The organism is Mangrovimonas sp. CR14 (genome assembly GCF_011764015.1).
Taxonomy (GTDB): domain Bacteria; phylum Bacteroidota; class Bacteroidia; order Flavobacteriales; family Flavobacteriaceae; genus Mangrovimonas; species Mangrovimonas futianensis.
Genome location: NZ_JAAFZY010000003.1, coordinates 394,370 through 414,273, shown reverse-complemented (window position 1 = coordinate 414,273; position 19,904 = coordinate 394,370). Strand labels below are relative to the sequence as shown.

Sequence of the window (19,904 nt, the reverse complement as noted above, 5' to 3'; positions counted from 1 at the left end):
GGTTATTCCTAAAGTTAAGAAATTTAAAAAATCTTAGGGAAATATATAAAACAACCAACAATTATAGCTGTAATAGCAAAAATAAAAACAGCCCCTGCTGCTAAATCTTTTATGAGTCCAATTTTAGGGTGAATTTGTGGATGTACAAAATTGGCGATTTCTTCTATGGCGGTATTTATTCCTTCTATGGATATGATGATGCCTATAGTTAATGTTTGTATCATCCATTCTGTTGCAGATAAGTCAAATACAAAACCTAAGATGGTCATGATAATGCCAATAAACACTTGAATTTGGATACTGGATTCTGTTGTTACCAGAATCCAAGCGCCCTTAAAAGCGTACTTAATACTTTTTAATCTATTTATTAAAAGAGATTCCTTTTTATCCATTCTTATAAAAATGTACTTCTGAAGTTTTCGATACCTAATGAAATAGTTTTAGGAAGTTAAAAGTAGCAATAAATAAAAGGAAGCGTAAATGCTTTGGTGTAATATTTCATAAAAAAGGCTCCAAAGAATAATCCAAGGAGCCTTCAAGCATTACTATTAATTAGTAACTAGGGATATATCAATTGTCTATGGAACCCATAACACGTTTCATAAACGCATTTAAAGCTTCTTTTTTAGGCGTTCCGCTCTTGATCATTTTGTTAACTTCTACAGCTCCATACATATTGGAAATTAATTCTCCAATAACATCAAGCTCCTCGTCCTTTAGTGATGGGACCTCGGTTAAAGCTTCAAGTGTTTCAATGGTTTCAACAACGTAATCTTCGTCGTTTTCTTCAATGAATTGGGTTAAATGTTTAATAACAGGTAATTTCATAATTATTTCACTTGATCAACCAATTCCTTCAATACTTCAAATTTATTTGTTTGCGTTTGTTCTACAAACGTACCATTTTTGAACGTAGCAAACGTAGGTAAATTATCTACAGTAGCCAATTTTCTTGACTCAGGAAATTTTTCTGCATCTGCAATTACAAATGCCATGGTTTCATTTTCTGTAGCCAATTTTTTAAACTTAGGCTTCATAATTCTACAGTTTCCACACCAAGTGGCAGAATACTGTACAACTACAGTGTCATTTTGTGAAATGATTTCCTGTAAATTATCTTGATCTAATTCCTGTACCATAATTTAAGGGGATTTAACTCCCCAAGTTCATAAATAGGAACTTGGGGAACAATTTATTTAATTTAAATGAAGTTTAATTAGTGTGAAGCTAAATAAGAAGCAACACCATCTCTGTTGGCGTTCATAGCATCTTTACCTTCTTCCCAGTTTGCTGGACATACCTCACCTTTTTCTTGAACGTGAGTTAAAGCATCTACTAATCTTAGGTATTCACCAACATTTCTACCTAGTGGCATGTTGTTGATACTCTCGTGTTGAACAACTCCTTCTTCATCAATGATGTAAGTAGCTCTATAAGTCACATTATCACCTTCAACTGTTACAACTCCTGTTTCTTCGTTGTAAGTTTCGTTAGTGATATCTAAAATACCTAAAGTAGAAGCAAGGTTTCTGTTAGAATCTGCTAAGATTGGGTAAGTAACACCTTCGATACCACCATTATCTTTAGCAGTGTTTAACCATGCAAAGTGAACTTCAGGAGTGTCACAAGAAGCACCAATCACAATAGTGTTTCTCTTTTCAAATTCTCCAATAGCTGCTTGGAATGCGTGTAATTCTGTTGGACAAACAAAAGTAAAGTCCTTTGGATACCAAAACAAAACTACTTTTTTGTTGTTGTTGATAGCTTCTTCAAGAACATTGACTTTGAAAGTATCACCCATTTCATTCATGGCGTCAACATTTAAATTTGGGAATTTTTTTCCTACAAATGACATATGTATAATGTTTAAGATTTTACAATTAATTTCTAGTGCAAAAATACTCAATCATTGAGGGAAATCACTATAACAATTTATTATATATTCTTATTACAAAATAGGTTTCAGATATCGCAATAATAAAGAGGTGTTTAAATTGCTAATAGTTTAATTTTCATCATTAATAACTATGTGATTTGTAATTAATATGTGAAAGTCTTGATTATTTATTATAGTTTGCCTGTAGCTTGTTTAATTTTAATTTGGAAACCAGCAAATATCAAGGTCATTATAGGGCTTAGCCAGTTAAAAATGGCATAGTAGGCATAATGAGCTACATCTACACCTAGTACACTACTTTGGTAGGCGCCGCAAGTATTCCATGGAACTAAGACAGAGGTTACCGTTCCAGAGTCTTCCAAAGTTCTACTTAAGTTTTCAGGGGCTAGACCTTTGTCATCATAGGCTTTTTTAAACATTTTACCAGGAACGACCAATGCTAAGTATTGATCTGAAGCCGTAGCATTCAAAGCTAAACAGCTTGCTACAGTACTGGCAAACAACCCGAAAGTTGATGAAGCCAAACTTAGTAATGCTTTACTGATTCTAGCTAAAGCTCCAATAGCATCCATGACGCCTCCAAAAACCATGGCACAAATAATTAACCAAATGGTTCCCAGCATGCCTTCCATACCGCTAGAGCTGAATAGATCATTTAATTCGGCACTTGAAGTTTCTACAGATCCTCCAACGGTAATGGCATTCATAACACCTTTGTATGCTGATTCAAAAGTAAGGCTTTCTGCTCCTGCTAAATGTGTTACAATTTGAGGTTGTGCAATTAAAGCGGTAATACCACCTAATAAAGTTCCTACAAGTAGAGCGATTAAAGGTGGTGTTTTTTTGATAATCATAAATATGACTAAAACTGGGACAACAAACAACCAAGGTGAAATATTGAATGCTCCATCAATTGCAGTCAGTTTATCTGTTACATTGGCGGTACCGTGGGTGTCCAAATTCAAACCAATAATGATAAAAACAATGAGAGTAATGGTAATGGTGGGAACCGTGGTCAGGGCCATATATTTTATGTGCTCAAACAACCCTGCTCCGGCCATAGCAGGAGCTAAATTGGTAGTATCACTTAAAGGAGACATTTTATCTCCAAAATAAGCACCAGATAAAACGGCTCCAGCGGTCATCCCTGCAGAGATACCCAATGTATTCCCAATGCCAATCAAGGCTATACCAACTGTCGCAGAAGTGGTCCAACTACTTCCCGTGGCTATGGATATAATGGCACAAATAATAACACTGGCAGCCAAAAATATGGTTGGATTTAATATTTGCAGTCCATAATAAATCATGGAAGGAATAATGCCGCTAATAAGCCAGGTTCCAGCTAAAGCTCCTACCATTAATAATATGAGTATAGCACCTGATGTCGATTTTATGTTTTCGGCAACTTCTTCGAGCATTTGCTCATAGGAAACTTTATTGAAAAAACCTACAATGGCGGCTACCGCTGCTCCTAATAAAAGAATAAACTGATTGCTTCCACTTAGGGCGTCATCACCAAAAACAAAAAAGACATTGTAAAACAACATGGCCACCAAGGCAAATACTGGAATTAAGGCTTCCCATATATTGAGTTCCTTATTTTCTACTATATGTTCGTCTTCTGGATGTCTAGGTTTGATGTTTTGGCTTTCCATTTAGTTATGTTAGAATTTTTGAGTTGTAATGTTACGATTTTCAAAAAAGCTATGCAAATTCAAAAAAAAACACCCGATTTTAAATCGGGTGTTCCAAGTTGGTTGTAGTTTGTTGGGTTTTATAAAATGTTTAGATCGGTCATGCAAGACTTCATTAACGTATAAGTTCTTTCGATATCGGCATCCAATCCTATTGAAAATCGTATCAAACCATCGCTCAATCCCATATCTTTTTGCTCTTCTTCTGGAATTTCAGAAGAAGTTGATGTCCCAGGGGCAGAGAATAGAGTTTTGTAGAATCCTAAACTAACGGCTAAATACCCTAAATTTTTGGTTTGCATTAATTCCATTAATTCATTTGCTTTTTCCAAGGATCCCACGTCAACAGTCATCATGCCTCCAAAACCATAGGTTTCGTTCATCATGGATTTAAATAATTCATGTGACGGGTGCGACTCTAACCCAGGGTAAACGGTTTTTAGACCATCTGCTTCAAATTTTTGAGCCAGATACATAGCATTTTTGCTGTGTTGTTGCATTCTGATATGAAGGGTTCTTAGGTTCTTTAAAATGGAAGCGGCTCTAAGGCTGTCCATAGTAGATCCTAATAGCATGCATGCCCCATCATTAACGTTTCTTAAGTTATCAATAAACTCTTGGGTCCCGCAAACGACACCACCCACAGTATCAGAAGCACCATTAATGAATTTGGTTAAACTGTGAACAACAATATCGGCTCCTAATTTGGCAGGTGAAATGCTAAGTGGGGAAAAGGTGTTATCGACAACCAATTTTAATCCGTGCTTTTTAGCCAATTCCGAAAGACCCTTAATATCAGCAACTTCAAGTAAAGGGTTGCTCACGCTTTCGCAGTAAAGGATTTTTGTGTTGGGTTTGATGGCAGCTTCAACCACATCCAATTTAGTGATGTCTACAAAGGTGGTCTCTATTTGTAATTTTGGTGTGAAGTTTTTCAAGAATGCATAAGTCCCACCGTAAATAGTTCTACTGGAAACAACGTGATCTCCAGCTCCACAAAGTTGTAGGATTACAGGCGTAATAGCTCCCATACCAGATGCCGTAACATTGGCAGTTTCTGTTCCCTCCATAGCAGATAAAGCTTCGCCTAAATAAAGGTTGGAAGGTGATGAGTGTCTGGAATATAGGTAGCATCCATCAGCATTACCTTCAAAGGTATCAAACATGGTTTTGGCCGATAGAAAGGTGTAGGTTGAGGAGTCTGAGATAGACGGGTTTACACCGCCAAATTCTCCAAAATATTGTAAATCTTGTATGTTGTTTGCAGGTTTAAATGCCATTGTATATAGTTTTTAATTAGTCAAAATTCATAAAATAAAGACTAAAAATCAATATATATGGTATTATTTAGAAAATAACACTAAATTTAATGCGTATTGTAGATGTTTTGTTTGAAGCACATAGCTGCCAAATGATTTATTAGAAAAATTTTCAAAAAATGGAATTTGACAAAATTGATAGGGAATTATTGAAATTGCTTCAGGAAGATTGTAAATTAACAAACAAACAATTGTCCTTGAAATTAAACCTGTCGGTTACGGCAGTTTATGAACGCATTAAAAAGTTAGAAAAAAATGAGGTCATCAAAAAGTATGTGGCCTTGGTTAATAAAGAAAAGATTAATAAATCTTTTGTTGCCTTTTGCCATATCAAACTTACTCAGCATTCACACGATTTTGTAGTTGATTTTGAAAAAAATGTGACTACGCTTAAAGAGGTGGTAGCGTGTTTCCATGTGAGTGGGGATTATGATTATCTGTTAAAAGTAGTTGTGGCAGATATGGCCGAATTTAGGGAATTTATTGTGAATAAGTTGACCTCGATTCATCATATTGGAAGCACCCACAGTATGTTTGTCATCAATGAAGTGAAGCATACTACGGCTGTAAATATTTAGATTATGAAAGAAAAAACCTTTAGGCTCATCGAGTTTTTTATTCTGTTTGTGATTTTTCCAGTAAGCTTTGCCATGGATTATCCGGTTGCAATAAAAGTGAGTTTGGGTGTTTTAGGTTTTTTATATGTGTTGTGGGTGATGATCAAACTTGAAGGAGTAACTTTTTTTATTCAAAAGGAAATTCATTGGAGTGTTTTTATAAAGCGTACCCTTGTTAAGTTTTTTGTCCTTGCTGTATTTACAATCATTTTTGTGCTTCTAACCGATAGAGAGCATTTATTTACTTTTATGATGGAAAAACCACTTTATTGGTTTTTGTTTACTTTGGTTTATATCCTTTTCTCGGTATATCCTCAAGAGCTTTTATATCGAACGTTTTTCTTTAAAAGGTATTCTGATTTTTTCAAGAGTGAAGCCCTCCTGATTTTTATGAATGCCATTCTATTTTCTTTGGCTCATTTATTCTTTAGAAATACCATGGTTCATGTCCTTACCTTTATTGGTGGAGTCATTTTTGCGCTGACTTATCAAAGAACCAAATCCACTTTATTGGTCTCCATTGAGCATGCCTTGTATGGCAGTTGGCTATTTATGGTTGGCATGGGAGGTATGTTAGGATTTCCTACCTAATAAGTATAAAAAATTAGCAAAGCATATTTCGGTATTTGGAATTCAAAATTGTATTTTTGTTACCGTTTTATTTCAAATTAATCAAAACCTTTCTTATGAATTCATACGATGTAGCTGTAATAGGTTCTGGACCTGGTGGTTATGTGGCCGCAATACGATGTGCCCAACTAGGAATGAAAACTGCTATCATAGAAAAATATTCCACACTTGGTGGTACCTGCTTAAATGTAGGATGTATCCCGAGTAAAGCGCTTTTAGATTCGTCCCATCACTATGAAGATGCTGTCAAGCATTTTGAAGACCACGGAATAGATATTCCAGGGGAAATCAAAGTCAATCTTGAAAAAATGGTTGCTAGAAAACAATCTGTAGTAGATCAAACTACTGGCGGTATTGATTTCTTGATGAAGAAGAATAATATAGATGTTTATCAAGGTGTTGGAAGCTTTAAAGATGCAACCCATATCGTTATTTCAGGAGAGAAGGAAGAAGAAATTGAAGCTAAAAACACGATAATCGCTACAGGAAGTAAACCTTCAAGTTTACCATTTATAAATATTGATAAAGAGCGGGTTATAACTTCAACTGAAGCGTTGAAACTTAAAGAAGTTCCAAAACATCTTATTGTAATTGGAGGTGGTGTTATTGGTTTGGAATTAGGTCAAGTTTATAAGCGTTTAGGAGCTGAAGTAACTGTCGTGGAGTACATGGATCGCATTATCCCAACCATGGATAGTGGATTATCCAAGGAGCTTAATAAAGTGTTGAAGAAACAAAAATTCACCATCAATACCTCTCACAAAGTCAAATCTGTTGAAAGAGTAGGAGATGAAGTGGTTGTGAAGGCAGATAATAAAAAGGGTGAAGAAGTTGAATTAAGAGGAGACTATTGCTTGGTATCTGTTGGTAGACGTCCATTTACTGATGGTTTGAACCCTGAAGCCGCTGGAGTAAAAATCACTGATAGAGGTCAAATAGAAGTGAATGATCACCTTCAAACAAGCGTATCTAATATTTATGCGATTGGTGATGTGGTTAAAGGCGCTATGTTGGCACATAAAGCCGAAGAAGAAGGTGTATTTGTAGCTGAAACTATAGCCGGACAAAAACCACATATCGATTATAATTTAATTCCTGGTGTGGTTTATACTTGGCCAGAAGTGGCTGCTGTAGGTCAAACTGAGGAGCAATTAAAGGATAAAGGCGTTGCCTATAAAGTGGGACAGTTTCCTATGAGAGCTTTGGGTAGATCTAGAGCCAGTATGGATTTGGATGGTTTTGTAAAAATACTTGCAGATAAATCTACAGATGAAATCCTTGGGGTACACATGATTGGTGCCCGTGCAGCTGATATGATTGCTGAAGCGGTAGTCGCTATGGAATACAGAGCTTCTGCAGAGGATGTATCAAGAATGAGTCATGCACACCCAACATTTACAGAAGCTATAAAAGAAGCAGCTTTAGCAGCTACTGACGATAGAGCTTTACATGTTTAATAAAATTAATTGTCATTCTGAACTTGATTCAGAATCTTGAAAAAAAGCACCTTTTTAAGGTGCTTTTTTAGTATGCTTCTAATTGTTCCAAAACATCCTTTTTATAACTCCGACTTATGGTTAAAGATTTGTTTTGAATAATCACATAGTCGTTGGTATATGAATCCATTTTATTTAAAGCCACAATAAAGGATCTATGAATCCTGATAAATTGCTTTTGAGGTAATTTGCCTTCCATAGTACTAATGTTCTCACGTGTTACCACCACCTCATTTTCTAAATGGATTTTAAGATAATCACTAAAGCTTTCAATGAAATAAATGGCGTCAAAATCAATTTTAAGCATTCTACGATCAGATCGTACAAACATAAATTGATTGGTTTCAGGTTCTTTTTTAATTGAGGAAGGAATTGAAGAATATACCTCAAAATAGGTGTTGATTGCTTTTAGTAAACGCTCAAAGGTTATAGGCTTTAAGAGGTAATCCACGGCTTTTAATTCAAAACCTTCTACCGCATAATCTCTAAAAGCAGTAGTAAAAATGATTTTAGTTTCTGGATTGATGGATTTGGCAAAGGAAATACCGCTTATCTCTGGCATTTGAATGTCAAGGAAAATCAAATCAATGTGCAGGCTATTCAGATAATTGAACGCCTCCATGGCATTTTTGCATTCGGCAACTACAGTTATATTGTCGATTTTAGATAAATGATTCCTAATGATTTCTCGGGCCATGGATTCATCATCTACAATTAGGCAGGATATGTTATGAGGTTTTGCCATGGTTATAGATTATGGATTTCCAAATGGACGGTGAAAATGTTGTTTTCATTTTTGATATTCAAATCGAATTGATTGGGATATAATAAATTTAAACGTTTTTTAATGTTCTCCAAGCCAATACCAGATTTAGACTGGTTGTTATTTAATGAGCTGTTTTCGATATAAAATTTAAGGGATTTATCTTGGAATGTTATGTCTATTTTGATTCTTAAAATACCATTAATGATGCTACCATGCTTAAAACTATTTTCAACAAAGGGGAGTAGGAGCATGGGGGGAATATTCAAATGTTCATTTTGGATTTGTTTCTCAAAGCTTACCGATAAACTATCGTGAAATCGAATTTTCTCCAAATCTATATAATCCTGTATATGCAATAGCTCTTCGTTAATAGGAACACTAGGTTTCTGGACCTGGTATAAGATATAATCCAAGATATTTGAAAGTTTGATAATCATTTCTGGAGTCGCATCAGATTGTTTTAAAGCGAAGCCATAAATGGTATTTAGCGTATTAAATAAAAAATGAGGGTGGATTTGCATCTTGAGGTAGTGCAACTCCTGCTCTTTAATCTGTAATTGGGTTTCTAGTATTTTTTGCTGAAGGTTGCTGTTAAGTTGCACCTGTTTAAAATTTAATTTTAGGAGTTTGAAAGCACTTACTACGACCACTACCAAATAAACGGCGACCATCACAAAAAGCAGACTTTTGCTAATTGGGGCCATGTTTTCATAGTTGAAATTGGACAAATAAGTGAGGCCAAACATAACAGAGAGCACAATAAGATAGCCTGAAATGATTAAGGTATAAATACTGTATAAAGCAAATAAGCCATATTTTTTAGTTATCAAAAAGTCAGGGATAAGCTTGTAAATACTTACGTAAGTGGCGGCAATAGTGATAGGCATTAAGAATAGCGAAAATGAAAGCACATAGGTGAAATCATCCGTTCCCACTCCAAAAAAGTAGGTGTAAAACAGAAGCACACCACACCAAAATATGCCGTGTATAAAGAAACGACCTAAGAGTTTTAATAAGGGGAAATTCATTGATGCACTATTTCATTAACAATATTAAGGTAAATTTATTGGCAAAAGTTTTTTTATAGACAAATAACCAGATTAGGAAGGGATTTGACATTTCGGTTAAAACCGTCTTTAAATTGGTCATCGGTCGCAATTCTATTTTTTGAAGGGATTTACCTTTTAAGTTTGCTAAACAAAATCAAACAAACATGAATATTAAAATCTGTGTAGCTATGTTACTTATTTTATCAGGTCCTTTTGTGGATCGTTTTATGGAGGGAGGTCCATTTTTTATGTCTTTAATTTTAATTTGTCTTTTATTGGCAGCTTTTTTTATCATAAAAGGAGGTTTAGTTCTCAAAACCGAACCCTTGAAGGTTAAAAAATATTTGAGGCTTGTGAGCGATGTGAGTTTACTTGGTCTAGTATTGGGATTCTTGGGTTCTATTATAGGGATGGTTCAAGCTTTTGACGCCATAGAAGGATTCAATCAAGAATTGAATTCTGCCATGATTGCTGGCGGACTCAAAGTGTCTTTTTTGACGGCTATTTTCGGAAGTTTTGTCTTTATAGTCTCAAGAATAGGCATCTTAATTTTAAGAAGTTTACAGAAGGCAGGTCATGTAGAATAAAAAAAGCGATCCCAAAGGATCGCTTTTTTTATTTATATTTCTCTCAGTAAATCCCTAATCCGTAATCTACTGCTATAATCGTCTTCATTAATGTCCCTTACAAAGCAGTGATGACTCAACTCATTTTTTTGAACTTTGATGTTTAATTCTTCAACGGTAAAAGGTCCAAATTCTTCGGAATTTTGAATGTAGTAAAACTGATGTTTTTTAATAAGTTCAGAAGCCCTTTGCACATATTTTTTGTGTAAAAAGCGTCTTAAATCTTCTTCGGTCTCCAAATCTTCATCATAGTTTGTTTGGTTCACAAACATAACATAGTCATCAGAGCCTCTCTGGTTCATGACCATCATATCTTGACCTTTATAATAAATTTTAACGAGCTGAATGCCATCTTCACTTTGAATGGAAAGAAAATTGGAATTAATAAAACTCCAGGTTGTTTTGATAGTAGTTCCGCTATCAACAATTTTCAATACGTTATTAGGTTTGAATATATAGGTTACTTTCTTGTCATTAATGCCATTTATCAATACCCATTCCTTGTCTTTAAATTGTCCCTCAAAATGTTGGGTATAATCAAAAGGCTCCAATGTAGGTAATATTTGAAAAATAGAACTGTTCATTTAAAGTAGAATCAAGAGATAACCTTTCTAATATAATAAGGAATTTTTAAAAAATTTAATCCATTAGCCTAAAAGTATCATTTAAACGATTTTAGGTTAAAATTTATTGTTGATAATAATAGAATATGAAGCCGTATGACTGTCTTTTTCTTTTAAAGTAATTATTCCTAGCTTTTCTGATAGCTCTTGATTGGTGTTAATGTGGTCTGCCAACCCTAACCATGGCTCAATACAAACAAAAGGCGCGTTGGGTTTGGCCCAAATCCCCATGTAAGGCCATCCACTAAATTTAACACTCAAAATATCACCATTAATTTTGCTCTTTAAAGTAATCACATCCGATTTCAAATCTGTAAAAACCAGAGCGTCTTTGTTGAATAGGTCCTTTGTTAGCTCAATCGAATTAGGGGTTGTGAAGACGTGTTCGGTTTCCAAATTGTACAAACCATAATGGTTAAGTAATTGGCGTTTTGAAGATTCCTCATGGTTAAATTCTAAGACGTAATCTTGATAGGTTTCGCCTTCAAAAACGGGACACATAAAAGCTGGATGGGCCCCAATGGAAAAAAACATGTTGCTGTTCCCTTTATTGACGGTTTTATAGGTAATGGTTATTTCATTGTCCTTTAGTTCATATGTGATGAAAAAATCAAATTCGAAAGGGTATTTTTTTCTAGTGTCCTCGTTACTGGTCAATGAAAATGTCAGTTTCGAATTTGATTCTTCCACCAGAGTAAATTGGTCATTTCTTCTCGCAAAACCATGACGAGGTAATTGGTAGCTTTTACCATCATGAGTGAAGGAGTCATTCTTTAAACCCCCAACAATGGGAAAAAGAATGGGTGAGATCCCATTCCAAATATTGGAATCACCACTCCACATCAATTCTGTATGGGATTTTTGACCTTTTATACTACTAAGTTCAGCACCAACTGGATTGACCTGAATTTGAATAAAACTATTTTTTAAAACCTTCATTTTATCGAAATATGACTGATTTACAGTGTTTAAATGTTTTTCTTATGTAATTTGCAAAATGACCTTTTTCATTAGTAAAAAGGTATTACACTGTAAAATTAAGGTATCACGGATAATTAAGATACGAATCAATCTAAAATGTCGTTTTAGTCATTAAATAATTGGAAGCAAAATAATCAATTGAATCAAAGCTAAAACTTAGGTTAAAAAAGTTATTGTTAGGAAGGTTTTGATATACAAGCGATTATTGTATCCCTTTTCAAGTTTTGGAAAGGGATTTTTCTTTTTAGAATTTAAACTTGTAGACTCTCCTATTTATTTTGAAATTTGTTACCATAAATTGGTTGCTTGAGAAGTCACGTTACATATCAATTAGAGGAGCTGGAAATCTTCAAAAAAAAACTTTTAAACTGGAGTTTGAGGTTTAATGAAATTTCATGGTTGGATTCAAACAATTATATTGAGAAATATTCAAGCTATGATGCTCTCCTAGCAGTCGATGCCATGTCTTTTTTAAAGACGGACAGTATGAATGCTTTTGAAAAATTAAAGGCTTATCAAGAAAACATTCAGGATTGGATGTTCGGTTATTTGACTTATGATTTAAAAAATGATATTGAGGATTTAAAATCTGATAATTTAGACCAATTGGAGTTTCCCGATTTGTATTTTTTTCAACCAAAGAAAATTATTTTAATCAAAGGAGAGCAAGTCGAATTTCTTTACGAGGAAGCTTGTGCAGGTGAGGTTGAAAGTGATTTTAGGGCTATCAGTCAAACTTCTGAAACTTTGTCAAACCATAGAATTGATGAGCCGGTGAAAATCAAGTTGAGAATCCATAAGGATGAATACTTTGATAAGCTTTCACATATTTTAGACCACATTCATAGAGGCGATATTTATGAAATGAATTTCTGTCAGGAGTTTTATGCTGAACAGACTCTAATAAATCCTTTGGAAACGTATTTAAAGTTGGATGCCATTTCAAAGCCGCCATTTGCTAGCTTTTTAAAAATTTCAGATAAATACCTGATGTCAGCATCACCAGAGCGTTACCTGAAAAGATCTGGGAGTAAATTAACTTCACAACCTATTAAAGGTACAGCCAAAAGGTCAAAGGATTCAGAAGAAGATCAAGCTTTGAAAAAAGGGTTAAAGGAAGATGAAAAGGAGCGCAGTGAGAACATTATGATTGTGGATTTAGTTCGTAATGACTTATCCAAAACAGCAATAAAAGGGAGTGTAAAAGTAGAGGAATTGTGTGAGGTTTATACATTTCCGCAGGTGCATCAAATGATTTCTACCATTACTTCTGAAGTCCCAGAAAGTGTCAACTCTGTAGATTTGATTCAATCAACATTCCCAATGGGGAGTATGACAGGGGCCCCTAAAGTTTCGGCTATGAAAATCATTGAGGAATATGAAGAAACGAAAAGAGGTCTTTACTCGGGTGCTGTAGGTTATTTTAAACCGAATGGAGATTTTGATTTTAATGTGGTCATTCGCAGTATTCTGTATAATGCAAGTCGCCAATATGTATCCTATTCCGTTGGAGGTGCCATCACGTCTAAAAGTGATCCACACAAAGAGTATGAGGAATGTTTGGTAAAAGCCAAGGCCATGAGGGAGGTTCTTGAAGGTTAAATGTAACCGATATTACATAATTCTTACTTTTCATGCTGTATATTTGAAAAATGTTAGCGCGTTTGTTCCCAAAGTTTCAAGAACATATCAATGATAATTTTCCTTTCCTAAAGGATGCTAAACTATTAATCGCCATTTCAGGTGGATTAGATAGTGTGGTCTTAACTCACCTAAGCTATAAATTAGGATTAAACATTAGTTTGGCGCATTGTAATTTCAATTTACGTGGTGCCGAAAGTGACGCAGATGAAACTTTTGTGCTTGAATTGGCTGAAACTTTGGATGTGGAGGTGTTTCTGGAAAGTTTTAATACGTCAGAATATGCCTCAGAACAAAAACTATCCACCCAATTGGCTGCTAGAGAGCTTCGATATCATTGGTTTGAGGAATTAGCTACTACTTTCAATTTTGATTATATCCTGACTGCTCATCATGCTGATGACAATCTAGAAACTTTTTTGATCAATCTTTCCCGTGGAACGGGACTTGATGGATTAACTGGAATTCCAAGTGTGAATGGAAAGGTAATAAGACCGCTTTTGAATTTTTCTAGAGCGGATTTAGAGACTTATGCCCAAGAAGAACATATGGCATGGAGAGAAGACAGTAGCAATGCTTCAGATAAATATGTGCGCAATCAATTAAGACATCATGTGGTTCCTTTACTTAAGGAAATTAATCCAGAGTTCCTTCAAAATTTCAATAAGACCCAAGAACATTTAAAGGAAAGCCAGTTGATTATTGAGGACCAGATTGATGATATTTTTGAATATGTGGCAAATGAAATTTCACCAAATCATATTCAATTCAACATAGAGAAGTTAAAATCCTTATCAAGCCCTAAGGCCTATTTGTATCAAATTTTCAAGGAATATGGTTTTTCAAATTGGAATGATATGGTGGCGCTTTTGGATGCCCAAACAGGAAAACAATTTTTTTCAAAAGATTATGTTTTGCTAAGGGATAGGGAGCGCTTAATACTATCAGAAATTTCCAAAAGTGAAGTTAAAACCATTGTAATAGAAGCATCCCAACTAGATACTGAAATAATAACAGATCTAGGTGTAATTTCTATGGGCTTAGTAGGTGAAATAATTGACGCTACCAAAGATACTATCTATGTTGATAAAGATTTGTTAAATTTTCCTTTGACCGTAAGACCATGGAAAAAAGGCGACTATTTTTACCCTTTTGGTATGCAAGGAAAAAAGAAAATAAGCAAGCTTTTAAAAGATGAAAAGCTATCTTTGCGAACTAAGGAAAAAATCTATTTACTCTGTTCAGGACCCGATGTGGTTTGGGTCATTAATTTAAGAGCGGACAATAGGTTTAAAGTAACTAAAACAACAAAACAAATACTTAAAATAAAGCTTTGCTAATGAAGTCATTCATAACTGCTTGTTTATTTTTTATAACAGCCCTACAAGTTAATTCACAAGTTTTGGACCCCGTCAAATGGAGTGGTGAAGTCCATAAAATTTCAGAAACAGAATACGAATTGGTTTACCAAGCGGATATAGATGATCATTGGCATCTCTATTCTCAAAATTTACCAGAGGGAGGAGCACTACCAACAGAGTTTGTATATGACTCCATCCAAATGGCAAACAATTTTAAATTGGTTGGAAAAGCCTCAGAAAGTAAGTCCATTACCAAATATGATAAAGTATTTGAAATGGATATGACTTTTTTTGATTCCCAAGCCACATTTACACAAAAAATAGAATTGACTAATAAGGATTTGGAAACCATCAATTCTGAAATTTCCTATCAAGCTTGTGATGATGCTAGGTGTATTTACAAGTTTTATAATATGACCTTTGATTTAACCAAAGCTAAAAAAGTCTCTGAATCTGAGGTGACTTTTGAAGAGCCACAAGAAGAAGGTTTGGTTGTCAAGCAAGCAGAAACAGACAGTTCAGAAGAAAGCGATGGCCTGCTATCAATATTTTTTACTTCATTTTTTCTCGGATTCTTGGTATTGTTAACACCTTGTGTGTTCCCAATGATCCCAATGACCGTTAGCTTTTTTACAAAGCAAAGTAAAACAAGAGGTCAAGGAATTAGAAACGCCTTGTTGTATGGGTTTTTTATTATTGTCATATACACGCTTTTAGGAACTGCGGTTTCGGCATTATTCGGTAGTAACGCCATGTATGAGTTCTCTACAGGAGTGCTGTTCAATTCTATAATGTTTATCGTTTTGGTTTTGTTCGCTTTTTCATTCTTGGGAGCGTTTGAAATTATGTTGCCAAACTCCTGGGTGAATAAGGTAGATCAAGGAGCAAGCAGAGGTGGTATTATGGGAATTTTCTTTATGGCCTTGGCATTAGCGGTGGTATCATTTTCATGTACATTTCCTATTGCAGGTACAGCATTATTGGATGCTGCCACAAAAGGTGGAATTGCCCCAGTGATGAGTATGTTAGGATTTTCATCTGCTGTAGCTTTACCATTTGCCCTTTTTGCCTTTTTCCCAAGTTGGTTAAATTCGTTGCCAAAATCTGGAGGTTGGCTTAATACCGTTAAAGTAGTGTTGGGCTTTTTAGAACTAGCTTTTGCCTTTAAGTTCCTTTCTATGATTGATTTGGTTTTGGAGTGGCATTTCTTGGAAAGAGAGGTTTTCTTGGCCATTTGGATTGCCATTTTTGGATGCTTGGGATTGTATTTATTAGGGAAAATCAAATTGCCACATGACTCACCAATGGAGCATATTTCAGTAGGTAGATTAAGTTTGGCAATCATAGCATTGGCATTTACCCTTTATATGGTTCCTGGACTGTGGGGTGCACCTTTGAAATTAATTAGCGGGTTCCCACCACCATTAACAACCAATAGCGAATCCCCGTATGGTGTAGGTTACACTAAGAAGCAGACGACTCAACTGGATTCAAAATCAGCTATGAAAGAATTGCCAGAAGGTGCTCATCTAGGACCTCAAGATTTAATTGCATTTCATGACTATGAAACGGGATTGGCTTATGCCAAATCGGTTAATAAGCCTGTAATGCTTGATTTTACGGGAATTACTTGTGTAAACTGTAGAAAAATGGAAGAACAGGTTTGGGTAGAAGATCGTGTTTTTGGCGTTTTAAATAACGAAGTGGTTCTAATTTCGCTTTATGTAGATGATAGGACCAAGTTGCCAAAAGATGAGCAATACGAGTCAGAATTTTCAGGAAACACCATCAGAACTTATGGGCAAAAATGGTTGGAATATCAACAAACAAAATATAACACCAATGCCCAACCATTATATGTGTTACAGGATACCGAAGGTAATGACATCAGTTTGCCAGTGGGATACACACCAGATCCTTTGGAGTATTATAATTGGTTAGTGGATGGTGTCAAAGCCTTTAAGGGAGATAAATAGAACGAAAAGTCATAATCAAAAAGCGATCCTTAGACTGGGTCGCTTTTTTTATGGAAAAATGTTAGCTTTACTAAAAATCATGGGATGACTATACGAGGAAATATTGTAGATATCTTAAACCGAAAAATCTTTAAAGGTGAAATTACCGTTGAGCAAGGAAAAATAAAAGCTGTAGAAGAAAAGGATCATGATATTGAGACCTATATTCTTCCTGGGTTTGTGGATGCCCATATCCATATTGAAAGTTCTATGTTGGTTCCGAGTGAATTCGCTAGAGTTGCAGTAAACCACGGTACGGTTTCCACTGTTTCAGATCCTCATGAAATTGCCAATGTTTTAGGAATGGAAGGTGTTCGTTTTATGATTGAAAACGGAAAACAGACACCTTTCAAATTCAATTTTGGTGCTCCGTCTTGTGTCCCAGCTACTACTTTTGAATCGTCGGGTGCCACCATTGATTCCGAGGGCATAAAGGAATTGCTTTCAAATCCTGATATCAAATATTTGGCCGAAATGATGAACTACCCGGGGGTGATTTTTGATGATGAGGAAGTACTTAAAAAAATTCATTGGGCCAAGGTTTATAATAAACCAGTAGATGGTCATGCACCGGGATTAAGAGGCGACCAAGTTTCAAAATATATTTCAGAAGGAATCACTACCGATCATGAGTGTTTTACTCAAGAGGAGGCTTTGGAAAAACTTCAAAAAGGCATGAAGATTTTGATTAGAGAAGGAAGTGCAGCCAAGAATTTTGAGGCTTTGATAGGATTGGCTGGAGACCATTTTGAGAACATGATGTTCTGTAGTGATGACAAGCACCCAGACGATTTGTTGTTGGGGCATATCAATCAACTTTGTGCTAGAGCTGTGAAGAAAGGAGTGAATGTGTTTAAAGTGCTTCAAATGGCTTGTGTGAATCCTGTAAACCATTATGATTTGGATGTTGGATTATTGGAATTGGGTGATTCGGCAGATTTTTTAGTAGTAGAGGATCTTAAGGAATTTAAAGTTTTGCAAACTTTTATCAACGGACAGTTGGTAAGTGAAAATGGCCAATCTTTTATAAATCCAGTAAATTTTGAGAAGCCAAACCAGTTTAAAGCAAATAAAAAGTTGGTGTCCGATTTTATTGTTCCTAATAATGCTAATAGAATTAGAGTTATTGAGGCTTTGGATGGCGAATTGGTAACGCGAGAGATTATTAAGGAACCCTTAGTTAAGTATGATAACGTTATTTCCGATATTTCAAATGATGTCTTGAAAATGGCCGTTGTTAATCGCTATCAAAATGACAATCCAGCCTTGGGATTTATTAAAAATTTCGGATTAAAAAAAGGAGCGATAGCTAGTTCCGTAGGTCATGATTCTCATAATATCATAGCGGTAGGAGCCGATGATACTTCTATATGTCGAGCTGTCAATACGGTCATTGAAAACAAAGGAGGTATTTGTGTTGTTTTGGAAGAGGATAGTTGGGTAATGCCTTTGCCAGTGGCCGGAATCATGAGCGATCAAGATGCAGAAGCGGTTGGGGAAACCTACCAACAATTAGATAAAAAAGCTAAGGAATTGGGTAGCCAACTTTCAGCTCCTTTTATGACCTTATCCTTTATGGGGTTGTTAGTCATACCATCCTTAAAACTCAGTGATAAAGGACTTTTTGATGGTAATGCCTTTCAGTTTACTTCGGTGTATTCCGATTGATTATTTTTTGAAGTTATCTGGGAAACCAACAATATCAATATCCCACAGAACAGGAAGTAAAAAATAAACAAAAAGAGTCAGAATGATTATGGAAAGAAGATTCATAATCAATCCTTTGTTTACCATATCCGGAATCCTTAAATACCCCGAACCAAATACTACCGCGTTTGGAGGTGTTGCCACAGGTAGCATAAAAGCACATGAGGCTGCCACAGCCGCAGCTACCATGAGAACAAAAGGATGTATATCTACAGTGAGAGCCATTGGAGCCAAAACTGGTAGTAACATGGCAGTGGTAGCTAAATTGGACGTGATTTCCGTTAAGAAATTGACGGCGGCTATAAGTAATAGTATTAAAATGATGGTTGTGACACCCACTAGAGAAGTCATTTGGTTTCCAATCCATAATGCTAACCCACTACTTTCAAAACCTTTGGCTAGCGCCATTCCACCACCAAATAGAATGATGATGCCCCAGGGTAGTTTTTTGGTGTCGTCCCATGTCATTAACCGATAGCCCGGTTTACTTGTGGGCAGGATAAATAGGATAATTGCAAAGAAAATAGCAATGATGGTGTCATCTAGATTTGGGAGCCAATTTTGCAATAAAAAAGAGCGGGTAATCCAACAGAAAGCGGTAGCGCCAAATACAAAGGTTACCCATTTTTCCTCACGTGATACGGTTCCTAATTCACTCAAAAGCCGTTTAATTTCTTGTTTTCCTCCAGGAAATTCTTTTTGTTCAAAGCGGAAAGCTATTTTGGTGAGATATTTCCAACAAATAAATATGAGTAGAACAGATATGGGGAAGCCAAACAAAAACCATTGTAAAAAAGTGATTTCGTAGTCATAGGTACTTTTTACAATACCCGCCAAAACAAGGTTGGGTGGCGTACCAATTAAAGTTGCTAAACCACCGATGGATGCACTATAAGCTATAGCTAGCATCAGAGCTTTGCCAAAAAGATCGTTTTCATTTTTTAATGTTTGGGGATTATCTTTTAACTGATGGATGATGGCCATTCCAATGGGTAACATCATTACAGAAGTTGCCGTATTTGAAATCCACATGGATAAAAAAGCGGTGGCCACCATAAAACCCAAAATAATCTTTCTGATGTTGGACCCAATGATGTTTATAATATTTAGGGCAATTCGTTTGTGCAGATTCCATTTTTCAATAGCAATAGCAATGATAAAGCCACCCATGTAAAGGAATACATATTTATGACCATAAGAAGCCGTGGTGGTTCCAATGTCTAAACTTCCATTAAGCGGAAATAAAATGATGGGAAGCAATGCTGTGGCTGCTATAGGTATGGCTTCGGTAATCCACCAAACGGCAATCCATAACGTTGTAGCTAAAACACCATTGGCTTCGTCATTTAATCCGGTTGGGTGAAAATATAATTTAGTGACAATAAACAATATAGGACCTAAGATAAAACCTAATCGTTTGGTGAAATTCATTTGGTGTAAAATTGATTTGAGGTAATATTAGTGAAATTAATTGAATTT

The 19,904-nt window shown here is 35.5% G+C and carries 19 protein-coding genes; 8 read left to right on the top strand and 11 right to left on the bottom strand.

The features are described from left to right. Positions 1-23: 23 nt before the first annotated feature. The 6 genes from GZ212_RS07860 to GZ212_RS07835 form a co-directional block, all read right to left on the bottom strand. Positions 24-392, bottom strand: coding sequence for a diacylglycerol kinase (locus tag GZ212_RS07860; protein WP_166958769.1), 369 nt, complete (start codon positions 390-392; stop codon positions 24-26). A 178-nt stretch (positions 393-570) separates the two neighbouring features. Continuing rightward, on the bottom strand, positions 571-828 hold the full coding sequence (locus tag GZ212_RS07855) for a hypothetical protein (RefSeq protein ID WP_053972004.1): 258 nt from the start codon (positions 826-828) through the stop codon (positions 571-573). Positions 829-830: 2 nt separating this feature from the next. Continuing rightward, entirely contained in the window at positions 831-1,139 is a 309-nt protein-coding gene (locus tag GZ212_RS07850; protein WP_166958767.1) for a co-chaperone YbbN, read from the bottom strand. A gap of 77 nt (positions 1,140-1,216) precedes the next feature. Beyond that, entirely contained in the window at positions 1,217-1,855 is a 639-nt protein-coding gene (locus GZ212_RS07845; RefSeq protein ID WP_053972006.1) for a peroxiredoxin, read from the bottom strand. Between the two features lie 212 nt (positions 1,856-2,067). Continuing rightward, positions 2,068-3,555: a Na+/H+ antiporter NhaC gene (gene nhaC, locus GZ212_RS07840; RefSeq protein ID WP_053972007.1), complete on the bottom strand. Its 1,488-nt coding sequence runs from the start codon at positions 3,553-3,555 to the stop codon at positions 2,068-2,070. A gap of 119 nt (positions 3,556-3,674) precedes the next feature. Then, positions 3,675-4,874, bottom strand: coding sequence for an aminotransferase class I/II-fold pyridoxal phosphate-dependent enzyme (locus tag GZ212_RS07835; RefSeq protein ID WP_166958765.1), 1,200 nt, complete (start codon positions 4,872-4,874; stop codon positions 3,675-3,677). A gap of 158 nt (positions 4,875-5,032) precedes the next feature. On the opposite strand from GZ212_RS07835, the gene GZ212_RS07830 reads away from it, so the two are divergent. The 3 genes from GZ212_RS07830 to lpdA all read left to right on the top strand — a co-directional run bounded on the left by GZ212_RS07830 (position 5,033) and on the right by lpdA (position 7,617). Next, complete coding sequence (locus GZ212_RS07830; RefSeq protein ID WP_166958763.1) at positions 5,033-5,491, top strand: Lrp/AsnC family transcriptional regulator; 459 nt, start codon at positions 5,033-5,035, stop codon at positions 5,489-5,491. A 3-nt stretch (positions 5,492-5,494) separates the two neighbouring features. Beyond that, on the top strand, positions 5,495-6,121 hold the full coding sequence (locus GZ212_RS07825; RefSeq protein ID WP_166958761.1) for a CPBP family intramembrane glutamic endopeptidase: 627 nt from the start codon (positions 5,495-5,497) through the stop codon (positions 6,119-6,121). 95 nt (positions 6,122-6,216) lie between these two features. Next, entirely contained in the window at positions 6,217-7,617 is a 1,401-nt protein-coding gene (gene lpdA / locus GZ212_RS07820; protein WP_166958759.1) for a dihydrolipoyl dehydrogenase, read from the top strand. A gap of 67 nt (positions 7,618-7,684) precedes the next feature. Here lpdA and GZ212_RS07815 read toward each other — a convergent pair whose 3' ends face one another. Together GZ212_RS07815 and GZ212_RS07810 are read right to left on the bottom strand one after the other, a co-directional pair. Next, positions 7,685-8,401, bottom strand: a complete 717-nt coding sequence (locus tag GZ212_RS07815) for a LytTR family DNA-binding domain-containing protein (protein WP_166958757.1) — start codon at positions 8,399-8,401, stop codon at positions 7,685-7,687. A gap of 2 nt (positions 8,402-8,403) precedes the next feature. Further along, complete coding sequence (locus GZ212_RS07810) at positions 8,404-9,450, bottom strand: sensor histidine kinase (RefSeq protein ID WP_166958755.1); 1,047 nt, start codon at positions 9,448-9,450, stop codon at positions 8,404-8,406. Positions 9,451-9,635: 185 nt separating this feature from the next. Here GZ212_RS07810 and GZ212_RS07805 point away from each other — a divergent pair, with 185 nt between their 5' ends. After that, positions 9,636-10,058 (top strand): MotA/TolQ/ExbB proton channel family protein, encoded by a 423-nt coding sequence (locus tag GZ212_RS07805; protein WP_053972013.1) that lies wholly within the window; start codon positions 9,636-9,638, stop codon positions 10,056-10,058. A 32-nt stretch (positions 10,059-10,090) separates the two neighbouring features. Here the strand turns inward: GZ212_RS07805 and GZ212_RS07800 are convergent, their stop codons facing one another. After that, complete coding sequence (locus GZ212_RS07800) at positions 10,091-10,681, bottom strand: hypothetical protein (protein ID WP_166958753.1); 591 nt, start codon at positions 10,679-10,681, stop codon at positions 10,091-10,093. Between the two features lie 96 nt (positions 10,682-10,777). Then, positions 10,778-11,659: an aldose 1-epimerase family protein gene (locus GZ212_RS07795; protein ID WP_166958751.1), complete on the bottom strand. Its 882-nt coding sequence runs from the start codon at positions 11,657-11,659 to the stop codon at positions 10,778-10,780. 348 nt (positions 11,660-12,007) lie between these two features. Here GZ212_RS07795 and pabB point away from each other — a divergent pair, with 348 nt between their 5' ends. The 4 genes from pabB to ade all read left to right on the top strand — a co-directional run bounded on the left by pabB (position 12,008) and on the right by ade (position 18,386). Then, complete coding sequence (pabB, locus tag GZ212_RS07790) at positions 12,008-13,303, top strand: aminodeoxychorismate synthase component I (RefSeq protein ID WP_166958749.1); 1,296 nt, start codon at positions 12,008-12,010, stop codon at positions 13,301-13,303. Positions 13,304-13,353: 50 nt separating this feature from the next. After that, positions 13,354-14,682, top strand: a complete 1,329-nt coding sequence (tilS, locus tag GZ212_RS07785) for a tRNA lysidine(34) synthetase TilS (protein ID WP_240923785.1) — start codon at positions 13,354-13,356, stop codon at positions 14,680-14,682. Then, positions 14,682-16,679, top strand: coding sequence for a thioredoxin family protein (locus tag GZ212_RS07780; RefSeq protein ID WP_166958747.1), 1,998 nt, complete (start codon positions 14,682-14,684; stop codon positions 16,677-16,679). Before tilS ends, GZ212_RS07780 begins: the two co-directional genes overlap by 1 nt. 84 nt (positions 16,680-16,763) lie before the next feature. Beyond that, positions 16,764-18,386, top strand: coding sequence for an adenine deaminase (gene ade / locus GZ212_RS07775; RefSeq protein ID WP_166958745.1), 1,623 nt, complete (start codon positions 16,764-16,766; stop codon positions 18,384-18,386). On the opposite strand, the gene GZ212_RS07770 is transcribed toward ade, so the two are convergent. Continuing rightward, on the bottom strand, positions 18,387-19,856 hold the full coding sequence (locus GZ212_RS07770) for a DASS family sodium-coupled anion symporter (RefSeq protein WP_166958743.1): 1,470 nt from the start codon (positions 19,854-19,856) through the stop codon (positions 18,387-18,389). It lies immediately after the preceding gene. Positions 19,857-19,904 lie beyond the last annotated feature (48 nt).

Coding starts and splice junctions, on each gene's coding strand:
- GZ212_RS07860 (WP_166958769.1), bottom strand. CDS start 392: ATGGATAAAAAGGAATCTCTTTTAATAAATAGATTAAAAAGTATTAAG.
- GZ212_RS07855 (WP_053972004.1), bottom strand. CDS start 828: ATGAAATTACCTGTTATTAAACATTTAACCCAATTCATTGAAGAAAAC.
- GZ212_RS07850 (WP_166958767.1), bottom strand. CDS start 1,139: ATGGTACAGGAATTAGATCAAGATAATTTACAGGAAATCATTTCACAA.
- GZ212_RS07845 (WP_053972006.1), bottom strand. CDS start 1,855: ATGTCATTTGTAGGAAAAAAATTCCCAAATTTAAATGTTGACGCCATG.
- nhaC (WP_053972007.1), bottom strand. CDS start 3,555: ATGGAAAGCCAAAACATCAAACCTAGACATCCAGAAGACGAACATATA.
- GZ212_RS07835 (WP_166958765.1), bottom strand. CDS start 4,874: ATGGCATTTAAACCTGCAAACAACATACAAGATTTACAATATTTTGGA.
- GZ212_RS07830 (WP_166958763.1), top strand. CDS start 5,033: ATGGAATTTGACAAAATTGATAGGGAATTATTGAAATTGCTTCAGGAA.
- GZ212_RS07825 (WP_166958761.1), top strand. CDS start 5,495: ATGAAAGAAAAAACCTTTAGGCTCATCGAGTTTTTTATTCTGTTTGTG.
- lpdA (WP_166958759.1), top strand. CDS start 6,217: ATGAATTCATACGATGTAGCTGTAATAGGTTCTGGACCTGGTGGTTAT.
- GZ212_RS07815 (WP_166958757.1), bottom strand. CDS start 8,401: ATGGCAAAACCTCATAACATATCCTGCCTAATTGTAGATGATGAATCC.
- GZ212_RS07810 (WP_166958755.1), bottom strand. CDS start 9,450: ATGAATTTCCCCTTATTAAAACTCTTAGGTCGTTTCTTTATACACGGC.
- GZ212_RS07805 (WP_053972013.1), top strand. CDS start 9,636: ATGAATATTAAAATCTGTGTAGCTATGTTACTTATTTTATCAGGTCCT.
- GZ212_RS07800 (WP_166958753.1), bottom strand. CDS start 10,681: ATGAACAGTTCTATTTTTCAAATATTACCTACATTGGAGCCTTTTGAT.
- GZ212_RS07795 (WP_166958751.1), bottom strand. CDS start 11,659: ATGAAGGTTTTAAAAAATAGTTTTATTCAAATTCAGGTCAATCCAGTT.
- tilS (WP_240923785.1), top strand. CDS start 13,354: ATGTTAGCGCGTTTGTTCCCAAAGTTTCAAGAACATATCAATGATAAT.
- GZ212_RS07780 (WP_166958747.1), top strand. CDS start 14,682: ATGAAGTCATTCATAACTGCTTGTTTATTTTTTATAACAGCCCTACAA.
- ade (WP_166958745.1), top strand. CDS start 16,764: ATGACTATACGAGGAAATATTGTAGATATCTTAAACCGAAAAATCTTT.
- GZ212_RS07770 (WP_166958743.1), bottom strand. CDS start 19,856: ATGAATTTCACCAAACGATTAGGTTTTATCTTAGGTCCTATATTGTTT.